This window comes from Okeania sp. SIO2C9 (genome assembly GCF_010672455.1).
Lineage (GTDB): Bacteria > Cyanobacteriota > Cyanobacteriia > Cyanobacteriales > Microcoleaceae > Okeania.
Genome location: NZ_JAAHGO010000024.1, coordinates 13,089 through 32,535 on the forward strand (window position 1 = coordinate 13,089; position 19,447 = coordinate 32,535).

Annotated in this window: 16 protein-coding genes and 2 pseudogenes; 8 read left to right on the forward strand and 10 right to left on the reverse strand. The window is 37.2% G+C overall.

Going from position 1 to position 19,447, the window contains the following annotated elements:
• Nucleotides 1–227: 227 nt before the first annotated feature.
• The 3 genes from F6K23_RS19435 to F6K23_RS19445 all read right to left on the reverse strand — a co-directional run bounded on the left by F6K23_RS19435 (nucleotide 228) and on the right by F6K23_RS19445 (nucleotide 1,522).
• Nucleotides 228–812: a phycobilisome protein gene (locus tag F6K23_RS19435; protein WP_293158875.1), complete on the reverse strand. Its 585-nt coding sequence runs from the start codon at nucleotides 810–812 to the stop codon at nucleotides 228–230.
• A gap of 320 nt (nucleotides 813–1,132) precedes the next feature.
• A complete protein-coding gene (locus F6K23_RS19440) occupies nucleotides 1,133–1,279 on the reverse strand; it encodes a hypothetical protein (protein WP_293158876.1) in 147 nt (48 codons plus the stop codon).
• A gap of 12 nt (nucleotides 1,280–1,291) precedes the next feature.
• Entirely contained in the window at nucleotides 1,292–1,522 is a 231-nt protein-coding gene (locus F6K23_RS19445; protein WP_293158877.1) for an acetyltransferase, read from the reverse strand.
• 116 nt (nucleotides 1,523–1,638) lie between these two features.
• Between F6K23_RS19445 and F6K23_RS19450 the strand changes: the two genes are divergently transcribed.
• From F6K23_RS19450 to F6K23_RS19460, 3 genes are all read left to right on the forward strand, one after another.
• A complete protein-coding gene (locus F6K23_RS19450; protein ID WP_367267756.1) occupies nucleotides 1,639–2,289 on the forward strand; it encodes a HEAT repeat domain-containing protein in 651 nt (216 codons plus the stop codon).
• Between the two features lie 218 nt (nucleotides 2,290–2,507).
• Nucleotides 2,508–2,861, forward strand: a complete 354-nt coding sequence (locus F6K23_RS19455) for a VOC family protein (protein ID WP_293158879.1) — start codon at nucleotides 2,508–2,510, stop codon at nucleotides 2,859–2,861.
• Between the two features lie 568 nt (nucleotides 2,862–3,429).
• The gene (locus F6K23_RS19460) at nucleotides 3,430–3,594 is read left to right on the forward strand and encodes a hypothetical protein (RefSeq protein WP_293158880.1); all 165 of its coding nucleotides are present in this window, start codon (nucleotides 3,430–3,432) and stop codon (nucleotides 3,592–3,594) included.
• A 502-nt stretch (nucleotides 3,595–4,096) separates the two neighbouring features.
• On the opposite strand, the gene F6K23_RS19465 is transcribed toward F6K23_RS19460, so the two are convergent.
• The 4 genes from F6K23_RS19465 to gcvP form a co-directional block, all read right to left on the reverse strand.
• Nucleotides 4,097–4,672, reverse strand: coding sequence for a hypothetical protein (locus F6K23_RS19465; protein WP_293158881.1), 576 nt, complete (start codon nucleotides 4,670–4,672; stop codon nucleotides 4,097–4,099).
• A gap of 496 nt (nucleotides 4,673–5,168) precedes the next feature.
• Entirely contained in the window at nucleotides 5,169–6,737 is a 1,569-nt protein-coding gene (gene lysS, locus F6K23_RS19470) for a lysine--tRNA ligase (RefSeq protein ID WP_293158882.1), read from the reverse strand.
• Between the two features lie 1,236 nt (nucleotides 6,738–7,973).
• Entirely contained in the window at nucleotides 7,974–8,894 is a 921-nt protein-coding gene (locus tag F6K23_RS19475) for an ABC transporter permease (RefSeq protein WP_293158883.1), read from the reverse strand.
• 397 nt (nucleotides 8,895–9,291) lie between these two features.
• Nucleotides 9,292–12,204 carry an aminomethyl-transferring glycine dehydrogenase gene (gcvP, locus tag F6K23_RS19480; protein WP_367267757.1) on the reverse strand — a complete coding sequence of 971 codons (2,913 nt, stop codon included), beginning with the start codon at nucleotides 12,202–12,204 and terminating at the stop codon, nucleotides 9,292–9,294.
• A gap of 91 nt (nucleotides 12,205–12,295) precedes the next feature.
• On the opposite strand from gcvP, the gene F6K23_RS19485 reads away from it, so the two are divergent.
• Complete coding sequence (locus F6K23_RS19485) at nucleotides 12,296–12,508, forward strand: hypothetical protein (RefSeq protein WP_293158884.1); 213 nt, start codon at nucleotides 12,296–12,298, stop codon at nucleotides 12,506–12,508.
• A 367-nt stretch (nucleotides 12,509–12,875) separates the two neighbouring features.
• Nucleotides 12,876–13,967: a pentapeptide repeat-containing protein gene (locus tag F6K23_RS19490; RefSeq protein WP_293158885.1), complete on the forward strand. Its 1,092-nt coding sequence runs from the start codon at nucleotides 12,876–12,878 to the stop codon at nucleotides 13,965–13,967.
• A 338-nt stretch (nucleotides 13,968–14,305) separates the two neighbouring features.
• On the opposite strand, the gene F6K23_RS19495 is transcribed toward F6K23_RS19490, so the two are convergent.
• The gene (locus tag F6K23_RS19495) at nucleotides 14,306–14,653 is read right to left on the reverse strand and encodes a hypothetical protein (protein ID WP_293158886.1); all 348 of its coding nucleotides are present in this window, start codon (nucleotides 14,651–14,653) and stop codon (nucleotides 14,306–14,308) included.
• Between the two features lie 775 nt (nucleotides 14,654–15,428).
• Here F6K23_RS19495 and F6K23_RS19500 point away from each other — a divergent pair.
• Together F6K23_RS19500 and F6K23_RS19505 are read left to right on the forward strand one after the other, a co-directional pair.
• Nucleotides 15,429–15,611: pseudogene (locus F6K23_RS19500) on the forward strand (hypothetical protein); the annotation flags it as partial.
• Between the two features lie 123 nt (nucleotides 15,612–15,734).
• A pseudogene (locus F6K23_RS19505) lies at nucleotides 15,735–16,050 on the forward strand (RNA-guided endonuclease InsQ/TnpB family protein); the annotation flags it as partial.
• A 94-nt stretch (nucleotides 16,051–16,144) separates the two neighbouring features.
• Here F6K23_RS19505 and gcvH read toward each other — a convergent pair.
• A complete protein-coding gene (gcvH, locus tag F6K23_RS19510; RefSeq protein WP_293158887.1) occupies nucleotides 16,145–16,543 on the reverse strand; it encodes a glycine cleavage system protein GcvH in 399 nt (132 codons plus the stop codon).
• 106 nt (nucleotides 16,544–16,649) lie between these two features.
• Here gcvH and F6K23_RS19515 point away from each other — a divergent pair, with 106 nt between their 5' ends.
• On the forward strand, nucleotides 16,650–17,474 hold the full coding sequence (locus F6K23_RS19515; protein WP_293158888.1) for an alpha/beta hydrolase: 825 nt from the start codon (nucleotides 16,650–16,652) through the stop codon (nucleotides 17,472–17,474).
• Nucleotides 17,475–17,989: 515 nt separating this feature from the next.
• Here F6K23_RS19515 and mazG read toward each other — a convergent pair.
• The gene (gene mazG / locus F6K23_RS19520) at nucleotides 17,990–18,799 is read right to left on the reverse strand and encodes a nucleoside triphosphate pyrophosphohydrolase (protein ID WP_293158889.1); all 810 of its coding nucleotides are present in this window, start codon (nucleotides 18,797–18,799) and stop codon (nucleotides 17,990–17,992) included.
• Between the last annotated feature and the right edge of the window lie 648 nt (nucleotides 18,800–19,447).

Sequence of the window (19,447 nt, forward strand, 5' to 3'; positions counted from 1 at the left end):
TATGTCTCAACCTTTTGTTTAACTGCTATAAACCCATCGTAAATTTTAATTCCTAGCTAATAACCAAAGTAATTTCAAAAATAATTATTGAGGACTGATATTATGTCTGGATAATTAGCTATAGAACTCCGTTTCACTCCGCGTTAACGCAGTTTTGCCCCAGCAAACAAAAAAAAATTCACCTTTTCCTCCTCTTTCTTCCCTCCTGACTCCTGACTCCTGACTCCTCAACAATTAGAAAACTGCTGTAATTTACTCACTAAATGGTCAAAATAAGGAGCTAATTCTGTTTGCTTTTCATCAGGAAATCTTTTTAAGCTAGCAGTTTTAATAGCTTCTAAACCTAACACCATTGCTGATAGTGGTACAAGCAATTCTTGATAAAGTAAATTCATATAATGCAGACCTTCAGCACTGGTAAAATCTGTGCGATCGCCAGCAATTCCATAAGTAATACAACGTAAAAAATGCCAGAAGTCTCGCCAACAAGCTTCAGCTCGTGCTGGTGGATATAAATCGCCTCCTTCTGCTGTAATATTCGGATATTTCGCTAATACTTTTCCCCTAGCTTCATCAACAATTTCTGCTGCACTATCTCGAAGCAAACTAGCAGTTTCAAGAGAAAAATTTGGAATTTTTGCATATTTTTTGAGTGTCTGTAAATCATCATCTGTTAAATAACGACTTTCATCATCAGCCATTTGAAATAGTTGAATTACTTCTGTTGATAAAACCTCTTCCCAAGTTTTAAAACTAACTATTCTCGCTTTAGGAATTAATTGTTTGGCAGTTTCAGTTAATTGTGTAGTCATTTCAGTTATCAGTTATCAGTTATCAGTTATCAGTTAGCCTCCTATCGGAGGAACTGCGTTAACAATACCTCTGCAATAAGAAGGCTTGATCTCAGAAATATTATCTTTTTTTATGAGGCTTGAGACCAAAATTTTTCGGTCATAATTATAAATATTTTAGGTGTTCAACAATTAATTATTAATTATTAATTATTAATTATTAATTATTAATTATTAATTATTACCTTTCCTTTAAAACGGATAGGATAGATGAACAGAAAAATTTTTCTTTATTATCTCCTGAGAAGGGGAGGCTTTAAACCACAATTTTTCGGTAACTGTTAGGTTTTGTAGTAGTTGACAAAATTTTTTGGTAGTCTTGTATGGTAATGGTGAGGATATGTATGTTTTAATTTCTCCCCATCTCCCCATCTCCCCATCCCCCCATCCCCCCATCTCCCCATCTCCCCATCTCCCCATCCCCCCATCTCCCCACATTACTAAGCTGTAGGTTGTTGCGAGCGCAGGTCTTTCAGGGTTTTATCAATGAAGGACAATTCTGGGTGTTCTTCCAACTTGGCCATTACCTTGGCTTTAGGCATCTTAACTTTTTTCGCTTTTTCTATAGTTTCATTGATCATACGCTCCTTCAATTGCTCTAAACCTTTGATTACTTCTTCTATTTCTTGAGTTGTTGGTGTTGAAGTATTGGCTTCTATAGTTTCAGACATAATGACTTTCTCATCAATTTTTGTATTTTCCTGAAATTTATCATCCCAGATTGAGGGATTAGTTGCTAGTATTTGTAAAGAAACGTAAATAAAATTAAGGAAGCCTTAACATGGAAATGAACCAAATTCAGTTATACTTAAATAGCTCTAATTCTCAAGAAAGACTCAAAGCACTGACCGAGTTGAGAAACTACGAAAGTGAAATAGCAATTCCTTTGCTCATAACTAGACAGCGAGACCCAGAATTTATAGTACGTTCATTTGTAGCAATGGGGTTGGGCAATAAACGCAGCCCAGAATCATTTAAAATATTATTGGAAATGATGAAAAATGACCAAGACTACAATGTGCGAGCTGAAGCTGCAAACTCCTTATCTAAATTTGGAGAAGAGTCAATTCCTCATTTACTGGAAATATTCCGTCAAGACGATAATTGGTTAGTGCGTCGGAGTATTCTTGCTCCTCTTACAGAAATGCCATTTCCTGAAGCACTCTATGAAGTATGTATTTGTGCGATCGCAGGGGAAGATTTGACTGTCAGGGAAGCTGCTATTCATGCTTTAGGTGCTTTGGCAGGAACAATTAAAGAAACTGAAGCTTTACAAAAACTTTTAGGTTTTGTCAGTGCCAAATCTTGGATGACCAGGTTACGAGTTGCTCAGGCGTTAAGGAAATTTGAAGACCCTCAAGCAAAAGCCGCTTTAAGTTATTTGAGCAAAGACGAAGACCATAGGGTAGTAGCTGTAACTTTGGAGAGTTCCTTATAACAGATAAAATATAGACCGCGATTTGAATGAGAGTATCAATTTAAGAAATGCGGTCTGCTTGAGAGTTGATACCTATGGAGGTTCTGCTGGTTTGCGTAGCATTCCGCAGGAAAGCAGAAACTAAACATTAAAATGTAGCTATATAAGGTTTTATATAGCATCCTGCTGCTGCTATAATACGAAATATAATGGGTGCTAACGCTATTTAAGGAGATACAATGACTGTAGAATTTAAGCACGTGATGCTGATGGTAAAAGATGTACTGGCATCGGTGAAGTTTTACTCGGAGGGTTTGGGACTAACGGTTAAAACTGCTAGTCCAGGCTGGGCAGAACTGGATGCAAACGGTACGACTATTGCCCTCCATGCAGCGGAAAATCCACAAGGCAGTGATTCTCCGATTCTTAGTTTTCATGTAGAAGACGTACTAGGAGCGATCGCAACTTTGGAATCGATGGGGGGTGCATTAGAGGGAAGAGTTCGAGAACCATCATTCGGGAAAGTAGCAGCTATGCGCACTCCAGATGGTTATCTAGTGAGCCTTTTGCAACCTACAAAAGTCAGTAAGTAGTAATATATATCTATGTATCCTAGAAGCCAGGTTTTTCAGATATACCTGGTTTCTTGATACTTCAACAGTCTATTTTTCCGTGGCAAAATAGCTAGTCATCAGATTTGGATCATTGAGGATATACTTAGAGCTTGCTAATTAATAAGTCTATTCGAGAGGAAATTAGTAGCGCTAAGGCAGTTACTTCTTCTATTTAAAGTCAAGGCGATCGCCTCTTAGGGATGAGAATGCTCTGGTAGTCCTATTGCACTTTAATTACGATGAAATTAAAATCAATGAACAGAACTAATACCATGTTATACCAAGAACTCAACCCAGTGAAAGATAATTGAGAGTTTACTGAAGTATGGATCGATCCTACTTTGTCTCCTCCCTATATTCTTTTGTTATACCAATTTGAAAAAAGAATGCTATGAAAAGTGCCTCTTGATCGAATCTGTTTAAAAATAGTGGCTATCGTTCATTTTAGATAGTTATTTCTATCGTTTTCACCTTTTGTTTAATATTTCTTCCTTCTTCCTTCTTTCTTCTTTCTTGCTTCTACTATTTGTAACAAACACTTATCAAATTGGTATTACTGAGTGCTACAGACAGAAGGTGTCGCATTTACAACCCCGCTGAAAATTATCGGGTGATTTTTGAGAGTGATAATTATGATGATGCTCAGTTTTGGTTACTTGAGGATGAGTATGAACTTTTGGAAGGAAGACTGAACGCATCGGAGTTAATTTAGGAAATGGGGCAAGCGATCGCCTCTTGGAGATGAGAATGAGGGATTGCTCTCTTAACTTTAGCACTCTAGACTTTTCTCATCAAAGAAATTCGTTCGATTTCACTCTTGGAAAAATTCCCAATTTCTACTGGTAATTTTATGAGCTGACCTCGGTTAAATTCCGACACCATTTTGTAAAGTTTAACGGCTAATATTATGTTCGGTAGAACAGTTATAATTAGGCTCGTAGTTGGACTTTAGTCCTAATACTAAGCATTGTAATTGCTCAAACCCAACTACAAACAAAAACTTTATTATAAGTAATTATCCGTTAGCGTAGCTCCCCCTCCGGGGGAACATGATATAATTCTTAGTTTAATATCATGTCCGGATAATCAGTGATCAAAAAACTTTATCCCTTCTAATCTTTTCTTCCCTTCTGCTTTCCTTAGAATACTTGTTTAGTCTTTTGTTCAGAGATGCAATTCCAAAAATACTGCCACTAATTACCGTAGATTTTTTATCAATGCCTAAAATACCGCCACCAATTACCGTAGATTTTTTCACCTACATACCCTAAAGATTGATAATTTTCTACACACTCTTCCTCACCAGATGGTACATAAACTAAACCCCATTCAGAGAGAAACATTGTGTCAGTCATAAAAAAAGTGCATTCCATTTCTCTACGAGGAGTACCGTAAACATAGAATAATCCAATCCGACTATTGCCTCTACATGAAGAAAGATTTTCTACACATTTAAGCAACGAACTTTCTGATAGCTTTAACCTAGTTGTACCTCTAGGAAATGTAAAAACGATACATAAAACCAGCAGTATAGGTATAACTGTAATTTTGATTAAAGTTCTGATTTTAGAATATTTAAAATGGTGGTTTCTTAAACTGTAGATAGCAATTAAAATTACTTGAAATAGCCAATAAGCTCCAAATATGACAATACCTGGCCAAAGAATTAAAAAATCTAAAAAAAAATCCATACCACCGAAAAAAATATGTAATTCTACCCCTACACAAAAAAATAACCAAATTAATACTAAAAACTGTGGCAAGTAGTTTTTTATGAGTTGATAATTCAAGAGAAAATCTCCTTCTGAAAACTTTAACTTTTGACTAATTTTAAACGATTATTTCATTTGAGGTATGAAACTATTTGTGATATACAAAGTGAAACACTATATTTAGTTAATGGTGCAGGTGGTGGTCTATTATAATTATTTTGATCGAGAACAAAAGTAGTGGGAGCATCTTGCTCCCTTGTTCGTATCTTGCTCCCTTATAATACCATTTCTCAAACATTTTTCTTTTCTACATTTTGTTGAGTAGGGGAGTAGGGGAGTGGGTAGGGACGTTGCATGCAACGTCCGTACAGGGAGAAGCAAACATAAGAATAATTAACATTAACGCAAGCTAAAATTAGCATGCAAAGTGATTTTGCTTGTACTGATCGGTTGACAACTGAAGTACTGCCCAAGTATAGCAATAATGCATGAGAATTGGTATAAGAGCGTGGTAAAAAAACTTTCTCCTTTTTCTTCTTTCTTTCCTCCTGACTCCTGACTCCTGACTCCTTCTTCAATCCTTCAAAGTCGATCGCATAGTCGGGAACATAATGGCATCCCGAATACTTTGAGTATTAGTCAATAACATCACGACACGGTCAACTCCAATACCCATTCCACCACAACTAGGCATTCCTAAGGATAACGCTTGAATAAAGTCTTCATCCATTGGATGTGCTTCATCATCTCCTGCATCTCTCTGGGCAATTTGTTCCTCAAAACGTTGGCGTTGGTCTTGGGGGTCGTTTAACTCGGAGAAACCATTGGAATATTCTGTACCGTGGATAAATAACTCGAATCTTTCCACAAAACCTGGTTTGCTGTGATGTCTTTTTGCTAACGGACTGACTTCTACAGGAAAATCAATTATAAAAGTAGGTTGAATTAAAGTTGACTCTACTTTTTGGTCGAAGACAGCATATAAAAGATAACCCAAGCTTTGCGTTTCTAACTTGGATAATTTTAGGTTTAATTTTTCTACAGCTTTAATAGCTTCTGGCAATTCTAAGTTATCAAAATCTAGTCCTGTTTCATCCTTAACTGCTTCTACCATTGTTTTAACTTGCCAATGTTTACCAGTGAAATTAGGATATTTTTGACTATGGTCATATTGACGTTCTAAGTTAATAGTTTGTCCTTGATATTCTATCTCTTTTATATCTCCTAAAACATTGTTCATACAATAACAAATAACATCTTCTACCAAACCCAAAATTTCAAAATAATCTGCATAAGCTTGATAAACTTCTAGGGAGGTAAATTCAGGATTATGGGTACTATCTATTCCTTCATTTCTAAATACTCTACCTAATTCAAATACCCGTTCAAAACCACCACAAATTGCCCGTTTTAAAAATAATTCTGTAGCAATTCGCAGATATAAATCTACATCTAAAGCATTATGATGAGTGGTAAAAGGTCGAGCAGCAGCACCTCCATAAATTGCTTGTAAAACTGGTGTTTCTATTTCATAAAATCCAGCATCCCAAAGATATGTACGAATACTTTGTAAAATTTTACTCCGCATTCTAAAACGCTTTAAAGATTCGGCATTTCCAGCTAAATCCATTTCTCGATGACGACGACAAATTTCTGGGTCATTTACACCATAATAAGAGTCAGGAAAAGGAATAATAGCTTTGGAAATAATCTCAAGTTTATTTACCTGAATTGATAACTCACCTCGGTTAGTACGACAACCAATTCCTTCGGCACTAATAAAGTCTCCCACATCCAGAAGTTTTTGTATTTGTTTAAAGCCTAAACCAGGGTCTCCTTTAACTAATTTTTTCTCAATTTTAAGTTGAATTTTTCCACTTTCATCTGTTAGTTTAATAAAACCAATACTACCACTATCGCGCTTAGAAGTAATACGACCACAAACTTTTAATAATTTTTCATCAGGGTCTGCTTCCCCTGGTTCTAATTCTTTTGCTGGTGGGGAAAATAGGTCTATAACTTGTTGAGCAGTGTGCGATCGCTCTACTGCTTTACTAGGATAGGGGTCTATTCCCAGGGTGCGTAATTCTTCAACTCTTTGTGAACGAACTTCTGTTTCGTTCCTGGTTTCGCTGTTAGGCATTGGTAATTGTTCTCTATATTTGGTTAATGAGGTTAGTATAATACCATAGTTTTTCTGTTTCTAGGAGGTTATAAAGATTAAATTATTCCAAAGTTATTTGGCGATGATAAAGTTGGGAATTGAAGAAGGAATAAGGAAGAAGAAAAAAATTAATTTTAGCGGTATAAAATTAGTAGTGAGTAACAATATCCCACTAATTTTAACTTCTGACTTTCGGTCTGAATGCGGAGCTAATACACTTCTGATTTCTAAGTTATTGAATGGAGGTTATTTTTGTTTTTGATAAGATTTTAAATCTACAAAAAATTAATGGTAAATCAATCTTTTTTAGATATCAATATTTTAATTTATGCAGTGGGAAAAAGTTTAAGTTTTGAGGTTTTTATAGTTTCAATACTTTCGTAGCTAGAGCCACATTTTCTAGACTTATTTAGAATACTGCTTGACGTATCTTACTAAAGTAGGGGCGAATGGCCATTCGCCCCTACAGGGTTTTGGTTATCTCAACGTTGGTTGAAGACCCGCGCTCTCCCGAAGGGGAGCGTCGGGATGTTTGCGCAGCATTCCGCAGGAAAAACCAATCAATAAGAGCGGTTCTTACAATAGTGTGCTATCCTGAATAGAATAAAGCTGCTGAGCTAGCAGTGTCAGTCTGTGGAGCGACCGTAAGACCGAAAAGAGGTTCGGCCTCGGAGGTAGGTGCTATGTTAGCGCAGCTCCTCTGTCAAGAGGAAGCAGAAAGTCCCTATCAGTGATTTTAGGGAATCCCGAGCTGTCTCATAGAGCAGCGTCGGGAGGATTTCAAGACCATGTGGTTTATCAATCAGCAAAAGCGCTGTAAAACTCAGACAACGCCAGATTTTCTCTTCTGCGTTCTTCAAGTTTTTACTACTCTCCTACTCCCTTACCGAATTATTAATAATTAATAATTAATAATTAAATAATTATGGTTTAAAGCCTCTCCTTTTAAGGGGAAAAAAGCGGTCGAGGGATGGCGCCATTCGGAGCGGCTCTGTCAAGAGCGGGTCTCCTCGCCATATCCAATCGACCAAGAAAAGAAATAATATCTCCTTATATTCAATTCCGGGTAGTGGTGCATTGTAATTTTTTCGGTAAGGGTATAGCAAGCATTTCAGCCACCATTCACCATTACTATACAGGACTACCCAATTCCGTAGCGGTTAAAACCCGAGGTAATTATCAATTATCCATTATCAATTATCAATTAATGAATCCCTACTCCCCCGCTCCCCGCTCCCTTCCCAAAGCAGCAGGAGGGGTAGATTTACCTGATAAACCAATTAAAGCTAACAAAGCAATAACATAAGGCAACATCTCTAAAAATTGATAGGGAATATTCAGATTAAAAGCTTGAACTCTCAATTGCAAAGCTTCTGTTGCTCCAAATAATAAACAAGCTAAAACTGTATTAAAGGGATGCCATCTACCAAAGATTATGGCTGCCAAAGCAATAAAACCTTTTCCACTACTCATACCTTCGGTGAAAAATTTCACATGAACTAATGCTAAATAAACTCCACCTAAACTTGCCAAGCAACCACTAAAACCTACGCTTAAATAACGCACCAAATTAACAGATATTCCTGCTGTTGCTGCTGCTTGAGGATATTCACCAACTGCTCTTAAAGCTAAACGCCAACTGGTATGAAAAATCAGATAAGTACAAACCGGAATTAACAATAAAAGTAAATAAAATAGTGGGTCTTGATTGAAGAATATTCCTAAAATTGGCAAATGTTTTAATCCCAAAAAATTGATAGTTTCAATACCTGGTAAAGCAATTGTGCCACTGTCAAATAACACCCTCGCTCCATAAGCAGTTAATCCTGATACTGCTAAATTTATTGCTAAACCAGAGACTAATTGATTGACTTTTAAACTGACACAAAGATAGCCATGAATTAAACCTAAAATTCCCCCGGCAAAAATTGCTACTAATGTTCCTATCCAGACATTTTCAGTGGAAATAGAAACAGCCGCACTGACAAAAGCTTCTGTTAATAACATTCCTTCTAAAGCAATATTAAGAATGCCGGAACGTTCGGAAAATATTCCACCTAAAGCGGCAAAAGCTAGAGGAACAGAAAGTCGAATTGTGGCAGATAAATAGTCAGAGAAAAAATCTATATTTGTCATTTTAGTCCAGTAGTAGACTGACACACCTTAAATGGTGGATTAGATGGGGGTGTGGGGAGTGTGGGGAGTGTGGGAAGGGTGGGGAGAAAAAGACACCTAGAAATAAAAATAAGAGTGCACAGTTTTAGCTGTGTCAGTCTAGTAGGGTGCGTTAGCAAAGCGTAACGCACCGAACATTGTGCCAGAACGGTGCGTTACGACAGATTACTGAATTTCCTTCAAAATCTGAATTTCAGCCGTCTAACTGAGCATACAAATTTTGCTGATGGCTGAGTGCTTTTTGAGAAGAGGCGGTGCGTTACGACAGATTACTGAATTTCCTTCAAAATCTGAATTTCAGCCGTCTAACTGAGCATACAAATTTTGCTGATAGCTGAGTGCTGAGTGCTGACCGCTTTTAACTATAAGCTTCTATCGGCAAACAAGAACACACAAAGTTACGATCGCCAAAAGCATTATCAACCCTTCCCACAGCAGGCCAAAACTTATGCTCCCGCGTCCAAGGTGCGGGATAAGCAGCACGTTGTCGAGAATAATCATGTTTCCACTCATCCACCATCAAACTCTCAGCAGTATGGGGTGCATTTTTCAACAAATTATCCTCTTTATCTGCTTTCCCAGTTTCAATTTCTTCTATTTCCTGGCGAATCAAAATCATCGCTTCACAAAAACGGTCTAACTCTTCCTTAGACTCACTCTCTGTTGGCTCTACCATAATTGTACCCGCCACAGGCCAAGAAACTGTCGGTGCGTGAAAACCATAATCCATCAAACGTTTGGCAATATCTTCTACTTCAATACCAGCCAACTTTTTCAACGGACGCAAATCCAAAATGCACTCGTGAGCAATAAACCCATGCTTACCCTTATACAAAACAGGATAATAACTCTCCAACCGTTGAGCAATATAATTAGCATTCAAAATTGCTACTTTAGTTGCTTCAGTCAAACCATCCGCACCCATCATGGCAATATACATCCAAGAAATTGGCAGAATACTCGCACTACCCCAAGGTGCAGCAGATACCGCTCCACTAGAATTTTCTCCACCAATATTAATCACAGAATGTCCTGGTAAAAACTTTGCTAAATGAGATTGAACTCCGATCGGACCCATTCCCGGACCACCGCCACCGTGAGGAATACAAAAAGTCTTGTGCAAATTCAAATGACAAACATCTGCTCCTATTTCTGCGGGGCGACATAAACCTACCTGAGCATTCATATTCGCTCCATCCATATAAACTTGACCGCCGTTAGCATGGATAATTTCGCATATTTCAGAAATTTCTTCCTCAAATACACCGTGAGTTGAGGGATAAGTAACCATAATGGCGGCTAAGTTATCTTTGTGTTTTTCTGTCTTCTTCTTTAAATCTGCAATATCTATATTTCCTTGTTTATCGCATTTGACAACTACTACTTTTAACCCACTCATCACCGCTGAAGCAGGGTTTGTACCGTGAGCAGATTCGGGAATCAAACAAATATTGCGATGTGCTTCTCCTCGGTGAGCGTGATATTCGCGAATTACTAATAAACCTGTATATTCTCCCTGGGAACCTGCATTTGGTTGTAGGGAAATGGCGGTAAAACCTGTGATTTCTGCTAACCATTCTTCTAGTTGTTCAAACATTATTTGATAACCTTTGGTTTGAGAAGTGGGGGCGAAAGGGTGAATTTTGGCAAATTCCGGCCAGGTTACAGGTATCATCTCTGCTGTAGAGTTGAGTTTCATTGTACAGGAACCTAACGGTATCATTGATGTTGTTAGGGATAAGTCTTTTGCCTGTAAACGGTGGAGGTAACGCAATAGTTCGGTTTCTGAGTGGTAGCGGTTAAATACTGGGTGAGTTAAATAACTGCTGGTGCGGGAATATGAATTCTGAGCAAGAGGGGAAATGTTTTCGATGTCTGGTAATGCTTTCCCACCAGCAAAAATTTCCCACAAATTTTGCACATCTATATTATTAGTAGTTTCATCTAGAGAAATGCTGAAAGTTTGATCGTCGAGACTCCGGAGATTAATACCTGCTGTTTCAGCAGCATCAATAATTTCTTTTGCACTTTTCTGGGGAGAGTCAGCACCTAATTCTACCCGAATAGTATCAAAAAATGGTTCTTTACCAATTTGATAACCAAGCTGTTTTAAACCTGCTGCCAGTTTCGATGTCAAATTATGGATATTTTCGGCAATTTCTTTTAAACCATCCGGACCGTGATAAACCGCATACATACTTGCCATTACTGCCAGTAAAACTTGAGCAGTACAAATATTACTCGTTGCTTTTTCCCTACGAATATGTTGTTCCCGCGTTTGCAATGCCAACCTTAGTGCAGGGTTGCCGTTAGCGTCTTGAGAAACTCCGACAATACGACCTGGAGTTTGTCGTTTATAAGCTTCTTTTGTCGCAAAGTAGGCAGCATGAGGACCGCCATATCCTAGAGATACGCCAAAACGTTGAGTATTTCCTACAGCAATATCAGCACCAAATTCTCCGGGAGGTGTTAATAAAGTTAGACTGAGTAAGTCAGCAGCAACAGTAACTAAACCTCCCACTTCGTGAACTTTTTCCACAAATTCGCGGTAGTCGTAAATTGCTCCGTCGGTGGCAGGATATTGGAGGAGTGCGCCGAATATTGGTTTGTCAAAGGTGAAGGTGCGAAAGTCGCCAACGATAACTTCTATTCCTAATGGTTGCGCTCTAGTTTTCACCACTTCAATATTTTGAGGATGGCAGTTAGAGTCAACAAAAAAAGCTTCTGCTTTAGTTTTACACTGACCGTAACTCATACTCATTGCTTCCGCTGCTGCTGTAGCTTCGTCGAGTAGGGAAGCGTTAGCTATTTCTAAACCTGTTAAGTCTGTAATCATGGTTTGAAAATTCAGCAATGCTTCCATTCGTCCTTGGGCGATTTCTGCTTGATAGGGAGTGTAAGCAGTATACCAACCAGGGTTTTCTAGGATATTGCGGAGGATGACTGGTGGGGTTATGCAGTCGTAATAACCCATTCCTATGAAGGAACGAAATACTTGGTTTTTGGAGGCTATTTCTTTGATTTTGGCAAGAGCAGCAGTCTCACTCAGAGATTTTGGTAAATTTAGGGGTTTTTGGTATCGAATTACTTGTGGAACTGTTTTGTCAATTAGGTCATCTAGGGAGGAAATACTTAATACTGTCAACATTTTTTGAATTGCGTCAGAGGCTGGGCCAATATGCCTTGGGCAAAAGTTAGTAGACTTTTGGCCTTTATTCTGGTGTTGTGGTTTAGGGGTTGACTTTGTATTAGATTTGTGTATGGCTACCACTTTATATATTCCTTGGGGTTAACTTCTGATTAAGTTTTAACAAAAATTCATAACTTCATGGGAGATAAAATAATTTTGGTGCTGCATAGTAATGCTAGAGAGGGTGTGGGAAGTGTGGGGAGTGTGGGAAGGGTGGGAGGTTTGGGAAGTGTGGGGAGTGTGGGAAGGGTGGGGAGTGTGGGAAGTGTGGGGAGTGTGGGGAGTGTGGGAAGTGTGGGGAGTGTGGGAGGTTTGGGAAGAAATTAGAAAATATAGCAATGAGCCCTGGTATATTTACAAATTGCAGGAAAGGCCAAATAGCTAAAAGTCTTATATTATCGGCAATTTATTCCCCCTGTTGCCTTCCGGAGCTGTTGCCAGATGAGCTGCGCACAGCGCTATATATATCTTCTTTGAGTTTAGAGGCCAAATTTTGGGATTGACTATTTCTCAAAAAGTTTTCTACATTTTATTGAGCAGTAGGGACGTTGCATGCAACGTCCCTACACAGATTTTTATTATGAACAGGACTTACGCAAATTAATCTTGAAAGCGCCATATGTAGAGACAAATGGCATTTGTGTTCCGCAAAGCTCCGAATTGCGCCCTCACTGGATTTAGTGTCCGTGCGTAAGTCCTGATGAAGATTTTGTTAAAGTTTATACTATTCCTGTAATAGTATTTTTTTGACTATGAAAAGAAAATTTATTGCTGCTGGCTTAGGAATTTTGAGTACTATATCAGTATCAGTTAGTGTAGTTAAGTTACGGCAGAATCAAGCATTTGATAATACTATTAATTATGCTCAAATTGAAACTTGGCAGTATGACTCAAGAGAAGATTTTTTTAATTGGGAATATATTATAGAGCAAATTAATAGTTTGCCTTTGTTCAGATATACTATAGGAATTACTTTTGTATTTTTCTTTATTTTTGTCTTTGCAATCTATCGGGAAAAAGAGTTAAACCCGATCACAATGAAGCCAGAAAGAGTTCATCCAGTTATCTACTTAAATAACCTCTTATCCTCTATAGCTAAGAAAGAACCTTGGGAAGTTTTTGAGAAAATATTTTTGCCTGTTTTTATCGGTTTAATTGCCAGTTTTATTACTTACGATTTAGAACAAATTCAAGAACAAATTGCTGATAAACGCCTCCACGAACAAATATGGGAAAACTACCTGAAAGAAATACGAGAAATTTTGGTAGACCGACCAAATATTAATAATACTGATACAGATAAATTTGATTATTTAGATTTAATTAGGGCTAATACATTAGCTTTATCAATTCGTTTAGAAGATAATAAAATACTCAAAGGATTATTATTAAAATTTCTATATGATACAGAATTAATTCGATGCAGAGAATTAGATGCAGATTGCAATCGAATAGTTTCTCTGGATGGAGTTAATCTAGAAAATGCTCAATTAATGAATGCTAATTTAGAAAAAGCCAAGTTGAGTGGTACTAACTTTACTAATGTAAAATTGAAAAATTCAACTTTGGTAGAAGCTGATTTAAGTTATGCAAAATTAGTGGGAGCTGAACTTAGGAATGCCAACTTAAATCAAGCAAATCTTAGTTTTGCTACATTAAATAATGCTGATTTGCGAGGTGCAGATTTAAGTCAAGCTAACTTAACTAATGCAAATCTTACTGGTGCAAAAATGGATAAAAAAACAACGTTGTTATTTGCTACTTTGTGTCAAACAATTATGCCAGATGGAAAAATTTCTAATCAACAATGTCCTGAGCGATCGACCAGGGTTATATCACAGTAAATTCTTTGGCGTTTGACAATAAATTTGAGTAGTTTGTGCAGCATTCCGCACCGGAATTGGCAGTAAGGAGTAGGAAGGTTGCATGGGAGGAATGTCCGCGCCCTATTTGCGTAGTTCTATAGATGAAGCAGATCTTCAACAATTAATTATTAATAATTACTTCGGCTGAAAACGGATAGGATTGGCAAACATAATTTTTTTTCTTTATTTCTTTAAAGAAGAAGAGGCTTTCAAGATTAATTATTCGGTAAAAACTATAAATATTTCAGAGAATAATTATGGTCAATTCCTGCTTTAGTCTAATAACTTTTACCAAAAGTAATCAGTTGAAAACTATTTCAAAACATTGAATTTTCATTAACACTTTGCCAGATTTGTTTACAACGCTCTGGATTCAGTGTTTGGTCAAAATACTTTCCCTCTCTCTCTGATTTTTTTAAGATTTCCAGACTTTCATTACTATCTATATCTCCGTTATCAATAGCCTTCTTAAGTGCCATTGTTCCAGCACGTCTAGCAGACTGATAAATAGATGCTTCTGAAGGATTTTTAGCAGCATTATTTGTACACCAACTCATAGCACCAATCATCTGAGAAATTTTTTCCCCATTCCATGTTTCTGCTTTTACAGATATAGGTATTAAGCTGATTATGACAGTTAAACTAAACCATATATATTTTTTCATTGTACTACCCCGACTATATTTTTTTATATATTCCTATTATATCATATCACCTTCAAACTATCATAATCCGGGAATTAAGATAGGCACATTAACTGAAAAAGTATACACCATACTTAACCAGATAAATTCACAAAAAACAATTTTCGACGAGGCATAAAATAACATTAATGCCACTAACTTAAGAAGATAAAATAAGGCAGAAAGGTTAATAAAGACAGATAACGTAAATAATCCGAAAAATAGTTACCGAAAAAGTTCGAGAGCTGGAAAGCCCGGTCACTTCAGTCCAGGTATGAAAAGCGATACGGCGGTTGCCTCCTGGGGAGGAGCTACGCTATCAACCGCCAGTAAACATATTCTATGAGTATAGCAGTACCTTCTTTAGCGCTTGACAATAAAATTGCTGATAGTTCTGGAAATGTGGTTGAATCTCCAAGATACTATCGAAAAGCATCAAAAAGATTAAACCGATTAAATAGGAGAAAGTCTAGGAAATACCGGAATCCAGGTAAAGGAAAAAAGGGAGCCAAAATGTTCAACAATGAATAATGAATAATGAATAATGAATAATGAATAATTACCTCTCTATGAATTGAAATTGAAGAGGATTGACAAATTCATGAAAATTTTTCTTCACAGGAGTCGATTGGATATGGCGCAGGTTTCCTCGGCATCCCATCCTAACGGACTGCTCCGCAAACGACCGCTTATTATCCCCTGAAAAGGGGAGGCGCATACCCACAATTTTTCGGTAAAGGTTCCCAAACAACGACAGTCAAATAATTATCACAAAGCTAGAGTTAGATATGCACGAAAACATTTAAAAGTAAGTAGGCAGCGTGAAGAGTTTGTCAAGAGAGTGGCCAACTGCGTCATCCAGTCTAATGATTTGGTCGCCTATGTAGACACGGAGTGGCGTGCCGAAGGCAGATTTGAATGTAAAAGGCATGTTCAATAATGAATAATGAATAATGAATAATGAATAATTACCTCTCCATGAATTGAAGAGGATTGACAAATTCATGAAAATTTTTTTTTATTATCCCCTATCCAAGGGGAGGCGCATACCCACAATTTTTCGGTAAAAAATCAGAATTTAGCGAAGTCGATAAATGATGCAGGATGGTTAACATTTAGAAGATGGTTAGAACGTTTTGGTAGAAAGTATGGAAAAGCAACTGTAGCGGTTCCGCCACATAATACTAGCCAAAATTGTTCTAGTTGCGGTCAGACAGTCAAGAAGTCTCTATCTTCTACAAACCCACATTTGTGATCATTGTGGGTTTGTAGAAGATAGAGACATAAATGCAGCATTGAACATTCTGCAAAAAGGACTTTCTACGGTGGGGCACACCGAAAGTAACGTTTGGGGAGACACACCCTCTAGTTGTGTAGGAGAAATCCTGCATAATTATGGTGAGTCATTGTTCGCGCAGCGTTGCGCCAGCAAACCAAGAATCCTCGTCGCCTTAGCGCGGGGAGTGTCAATACCTACTCTCCTTCTACCATTTCACGATACTCCTCAGCAGAGTAAATATCATCTCCTTCTAATTCATCAGGGTCTTTAACACGCACCTTCAGAAGCCAACCCTCTATGTATGGGTCCTCTTCTGATAAACGTTCTGGACTTTCTAATATTTCCTCATTACGCTCTACAACTGTACCAGTAATAGGAGCTTTCAGGTCTTCAACTGCCTTCACAGACTCAATACTGCCACAGGAGCCTTCTTTTTCTATTTGGTCTCCCTCCTCTGGAAGTTCCAGAAATACAATATCTCCCAACTGCTCAATAGCAAAGGAACTAATACCAATAGTGGCAATTTCGCCATCCATTCTTACATACTCGTGGGTTTCAAGATACTTGAGGTCATCTGGAAATTCTAATTGCATTTATATTCCTCGCAATAGTACAAATAATGCTAGCCAGCTCAACACTAGACCTGCGTTACAAATTATTCCGTATAGAATAATATAGGTAAATATCCAGTTCTTTCTTATGGATAAGAAAAATATTATAGGACTACTTATAGGGAAATTTTCTGTTCTTAGGCTAATCAGATCTACCCTAATTATCTATGTCCTTGTAGGTTTCTGGGCTTTCTTTTTCTCAGATCGGCTGATTTTTTTACCTCGTCTATCTAGCTATCAAGAAAACCAGGAATTTGTCAAGCTTCAGTCTAGCGATACAGTCCAAATTACAGGTGTTTATTTAGCATTACCCAAAGCAAAGTATACAATTCTCTACAGTCATGGTAATGCTGAAGACCTAGGGGAAATTTTACCCAGGTTGCGAGATTTGCGAGATATTGGGTTTAATATATTTTCCTATGATTATCAGGGTTATGGAACAAGTCAAGGATCTCCTTCAGTTAAAAATGCCTACCAAGATATTAATGCAGCTTATGAATATTTGACCCAGCAGTTGGGCATACCTGCAAACCAAATTATTGTTTATGGACGTTCAGTTGGTGGGGGGCCTTCAGTAGATTTGGCATCCCGGCAGTCTGTGGCTGGTTTAGTAGTTGAAAGTTCATTTACAACTGCGTTTCGGGTGGTGACCCGCATCCCTATTTATCCCTTTGACAAGTTTCGCAGTATTGATAAGATAAAAAATGTTAACTGCCCAGTTTTGGTAATCCACGGAAATTCTGACCGAGTGATTCCTTTTTCCCAGGGGAAACAACTTTTTAACACAGCTAATGAGCCTAAGCTTTCCTTTTGGGTCGATGGTGCTGGTCATATTGATTTATTAGAAGTTGCGGGCGAAAAGTATGAAAAAGTGATGATTGAGTTTGCTAATTTGGTGCAACAAAATCAATAGTAGCAATTAAGTTTGACTCAAGAATAATTTTAAGTTTCTTGATACTTATATGATGTCCAATTAAATACTTATAAATAGGGTCTGCGTATGGAAAGTCTTTTTGCTCTTTGTAGGAGACAGGAGGAACGGGGAATGTAGAGGAGCTAGGAGCAAGAATTGTCTCTCAATTTTTCTGCCATAATCATCCCAAAATACCAGCATGCATGAGCTTTTTCCACCAAAAAGTTGGTACTTTTTTCAACTCTAAAACGCTAAAACCTGTATCTGTAAATACTTTTAGAATTAATCAGCAAGCCCTAAATAACAATCGAGGAGTCAGGAGTCAGGAGGGAAGAATCAGGAAGAAGAGCAGAAAGTTTTTCATCACGCTATTAAACGGAAATAATATTACCTAAAACCTGATAGATCCAATCATCTATAAACTGTGAGTTAATATTTATGATCAAGCTGAAGCTTAACTTTTATTCCCTATTGGCTAAAACCTATAAATTTGTATTTCATCCAGTTTATAACTGCTATACATACTTCTTTTTTTCCCTTGCTAATTGTACTTTTGCATTTTGCCACATTTGTTCAAACTCCGCCAAAGTATACTCAGAAAGAGGACGGTTGCACATTTTTTCTACTAAAGCAAACCGTTTCAAAAATCGATGATTAGTTCCTTGTAAAGCTTGTTCTGGATTTAAATCATACCACCTTGCCAATTGCACTAAAACAAATAAAATATCTCCCATTTCTGCTTGTTGATGTTCCTTATCTTCAGATTTTAAAGCTTCTTCAAACTCTCCAACTTCTTCGTTAAATTTTTCCCAAACTCCTTCAATATTTTCCCATTCAAAACCAAGAGCAGCAGCTTTTTTAGAAATTTTCATTGCTGCCATAAGTGGAGGTAACTGTCGAGCGTATCGACTGAGTTTTGTACTAAATAAATCATTAGTTTCTCCTTTTTCTGCTGCTTTGATTTGTTCCCAATTTTGCTTAACTTCTTCTGTACTATTTACTTTCACATCTCCAAATACATGAGGATGTCTTCTAATCATTTTTTTATTAATATTTTTAGCGACTTCAGCTAAAGTAAAATCATTTGCTTCACTAGCTATTTGTGCTTGCAAAACCACCTGTAATAATAAATCTCCTAATTCATCAACTACTGCTTCTTTATCTCCGCTTTTTATGGCATCAACTGCTTCATAAGCTTCTTCAATAATGTAAGGAGTTAAAGTTTCTGAAGTTTGAGCTAAATCCCAGGGACATCCCCCATCTGGAGAACGTAATTTTGCTACTATTTCTATTAGTTCTTGTAACGCAGTCAATGTTGAATCCATATTAGATCACAAAATAGTTTAATTTTAATATGAAATAAGTAAAATCCTTACCGAATAATTAATAATTAATAATTAATTATTAATTATTAAATAATTCGCGCTTTGAAGCCTCCCCTTTCAAAGGGAAAATAAAGAAATAATATTTCCTTACATTCAATTCCGTAACGGTTTTAACCAGAGGTAATTATACCAATTCCCATGCATTATTGCTATACTTGGACAAGACTTAAGTTCTTAACTAATTAGCACAAGTAAAATCACTTTTTTACTAATTTCACCTAAGTTCATGTTAATTATTCTTGTGTTTGCTTCTCCCTGTACGGACGCCCTTATGCAACGTCCCTACCCACTCCCCCACTTCCCCTCCTGGGAGGGGGAGGGGCGAGGGGTGGGTCTGCTGATCAACAAAATGTAGAAAAGTTTTTGAGAAATGGTATTATCCATTAATGAATAATGTTTACCCTATCGTCTATAAAGCAGACTTCCAAACTCATTACTAGAATATTTTTGTCCTACAGTAATTTTGCTGTTATTTAAGTTTAAGGAAAAAAACAGTATTTATAGCTAATTTAAGAGGATTTGATCTAGGAGCCATCTTTGATGATTATATAAAAAATATTCTGGAAAAAGGCAGCGTGGATAAAGATG

Bases quoted from the DNA above. Each gene is read 5' to 3' on its own strand.
- F6K23_RS19435 (WP_293158875.1), bottom strand. From the start codon at position 812: ATGACTACACAATTAACTGAAACTGCCAAACAATTAATTCCTAAAGCG.
- F6K23_RS19440 (WP_293158876.1), bottom strand. From the start codon at position 1,279: ATGGGGGGATGGGGAGATGGGGAGATGGGGAGATGGGGGGATGGGGGG.
- F6K23_RS19445 (WP_293158877.1), bottom strand. From the start codon at position 1,522: ATGTCTGAAACTATAGAAGCCAATACTTCAACACCAACAACTCAAGAA.
- F6K23_RS19450 (WP_367267756.1), top strand. From the start codon at position 1,639: ATGAACCAAATTCAGTTATACTTAAATAGCTCTAATTCTCAAGAAAGA.
- F6K23_RS19455 (WP_293158879.1), top strand. From the start codon at position 2,508: ATGACTGTAGAATTTAAGCACGTGATGCTGATGGTAAAAGATGTACTG.
- lysS (WP_293158882.1), bottom strand. From the start codon at position 6,737: ATGCCTAACAGCGAAACCAGGAACGAAACAGAAGTTCGTTCACAAAGA.
- F6K23_RS19475 (WP_293158883.1), bottom strand. From the start codon at position 8,894: ATGACAAATATAGATTTTTTCTCTGACTATTTATCTGCCACAATTCGA.
- F6K23_RS19485 (WP_293158884.1), top strand. From the start codon at position 12,296: ATGCTAGAGAGGGTGTGGGAAGTGTGGGGAGTGTGGGAAGGGTGGGAG.
- F6K23_RS19490 (WP_293158885.1), top strand. From the start codon at position 12,876: ATGAAAAGAAAATTTATTGCTGCTGGCTTAGGAATTTTGAGTACTATA.
- F6K23_RS19495 (WP_293158886.1), bottom strand. From the start codon at position 14,653: ATGAAAAAATATATATGGTTTAGTTTAACTGTCATAATCAGCTTAATA.
- gcvH (WP_293158887.1), bottom strand. From the start codon at position 16,543: ATGCAATTAGAATTTCCAGATGACCTCAAGTATCTTGAAACCCACGAG.
- F6K23_RS19515 (WP_293158888.1), top strand. From the start codon at position 16,650: ATGGATAAGAAAAATATTATAGGACTACTTATAGGGAAATTTTCTGTT.
- mazG (WP_293158889.1), bottom strand. From the start codon at position 18,799: ATGGATTCAACATTGACTGCGTTACAAGAACTAATAGAAATAGTAGCA.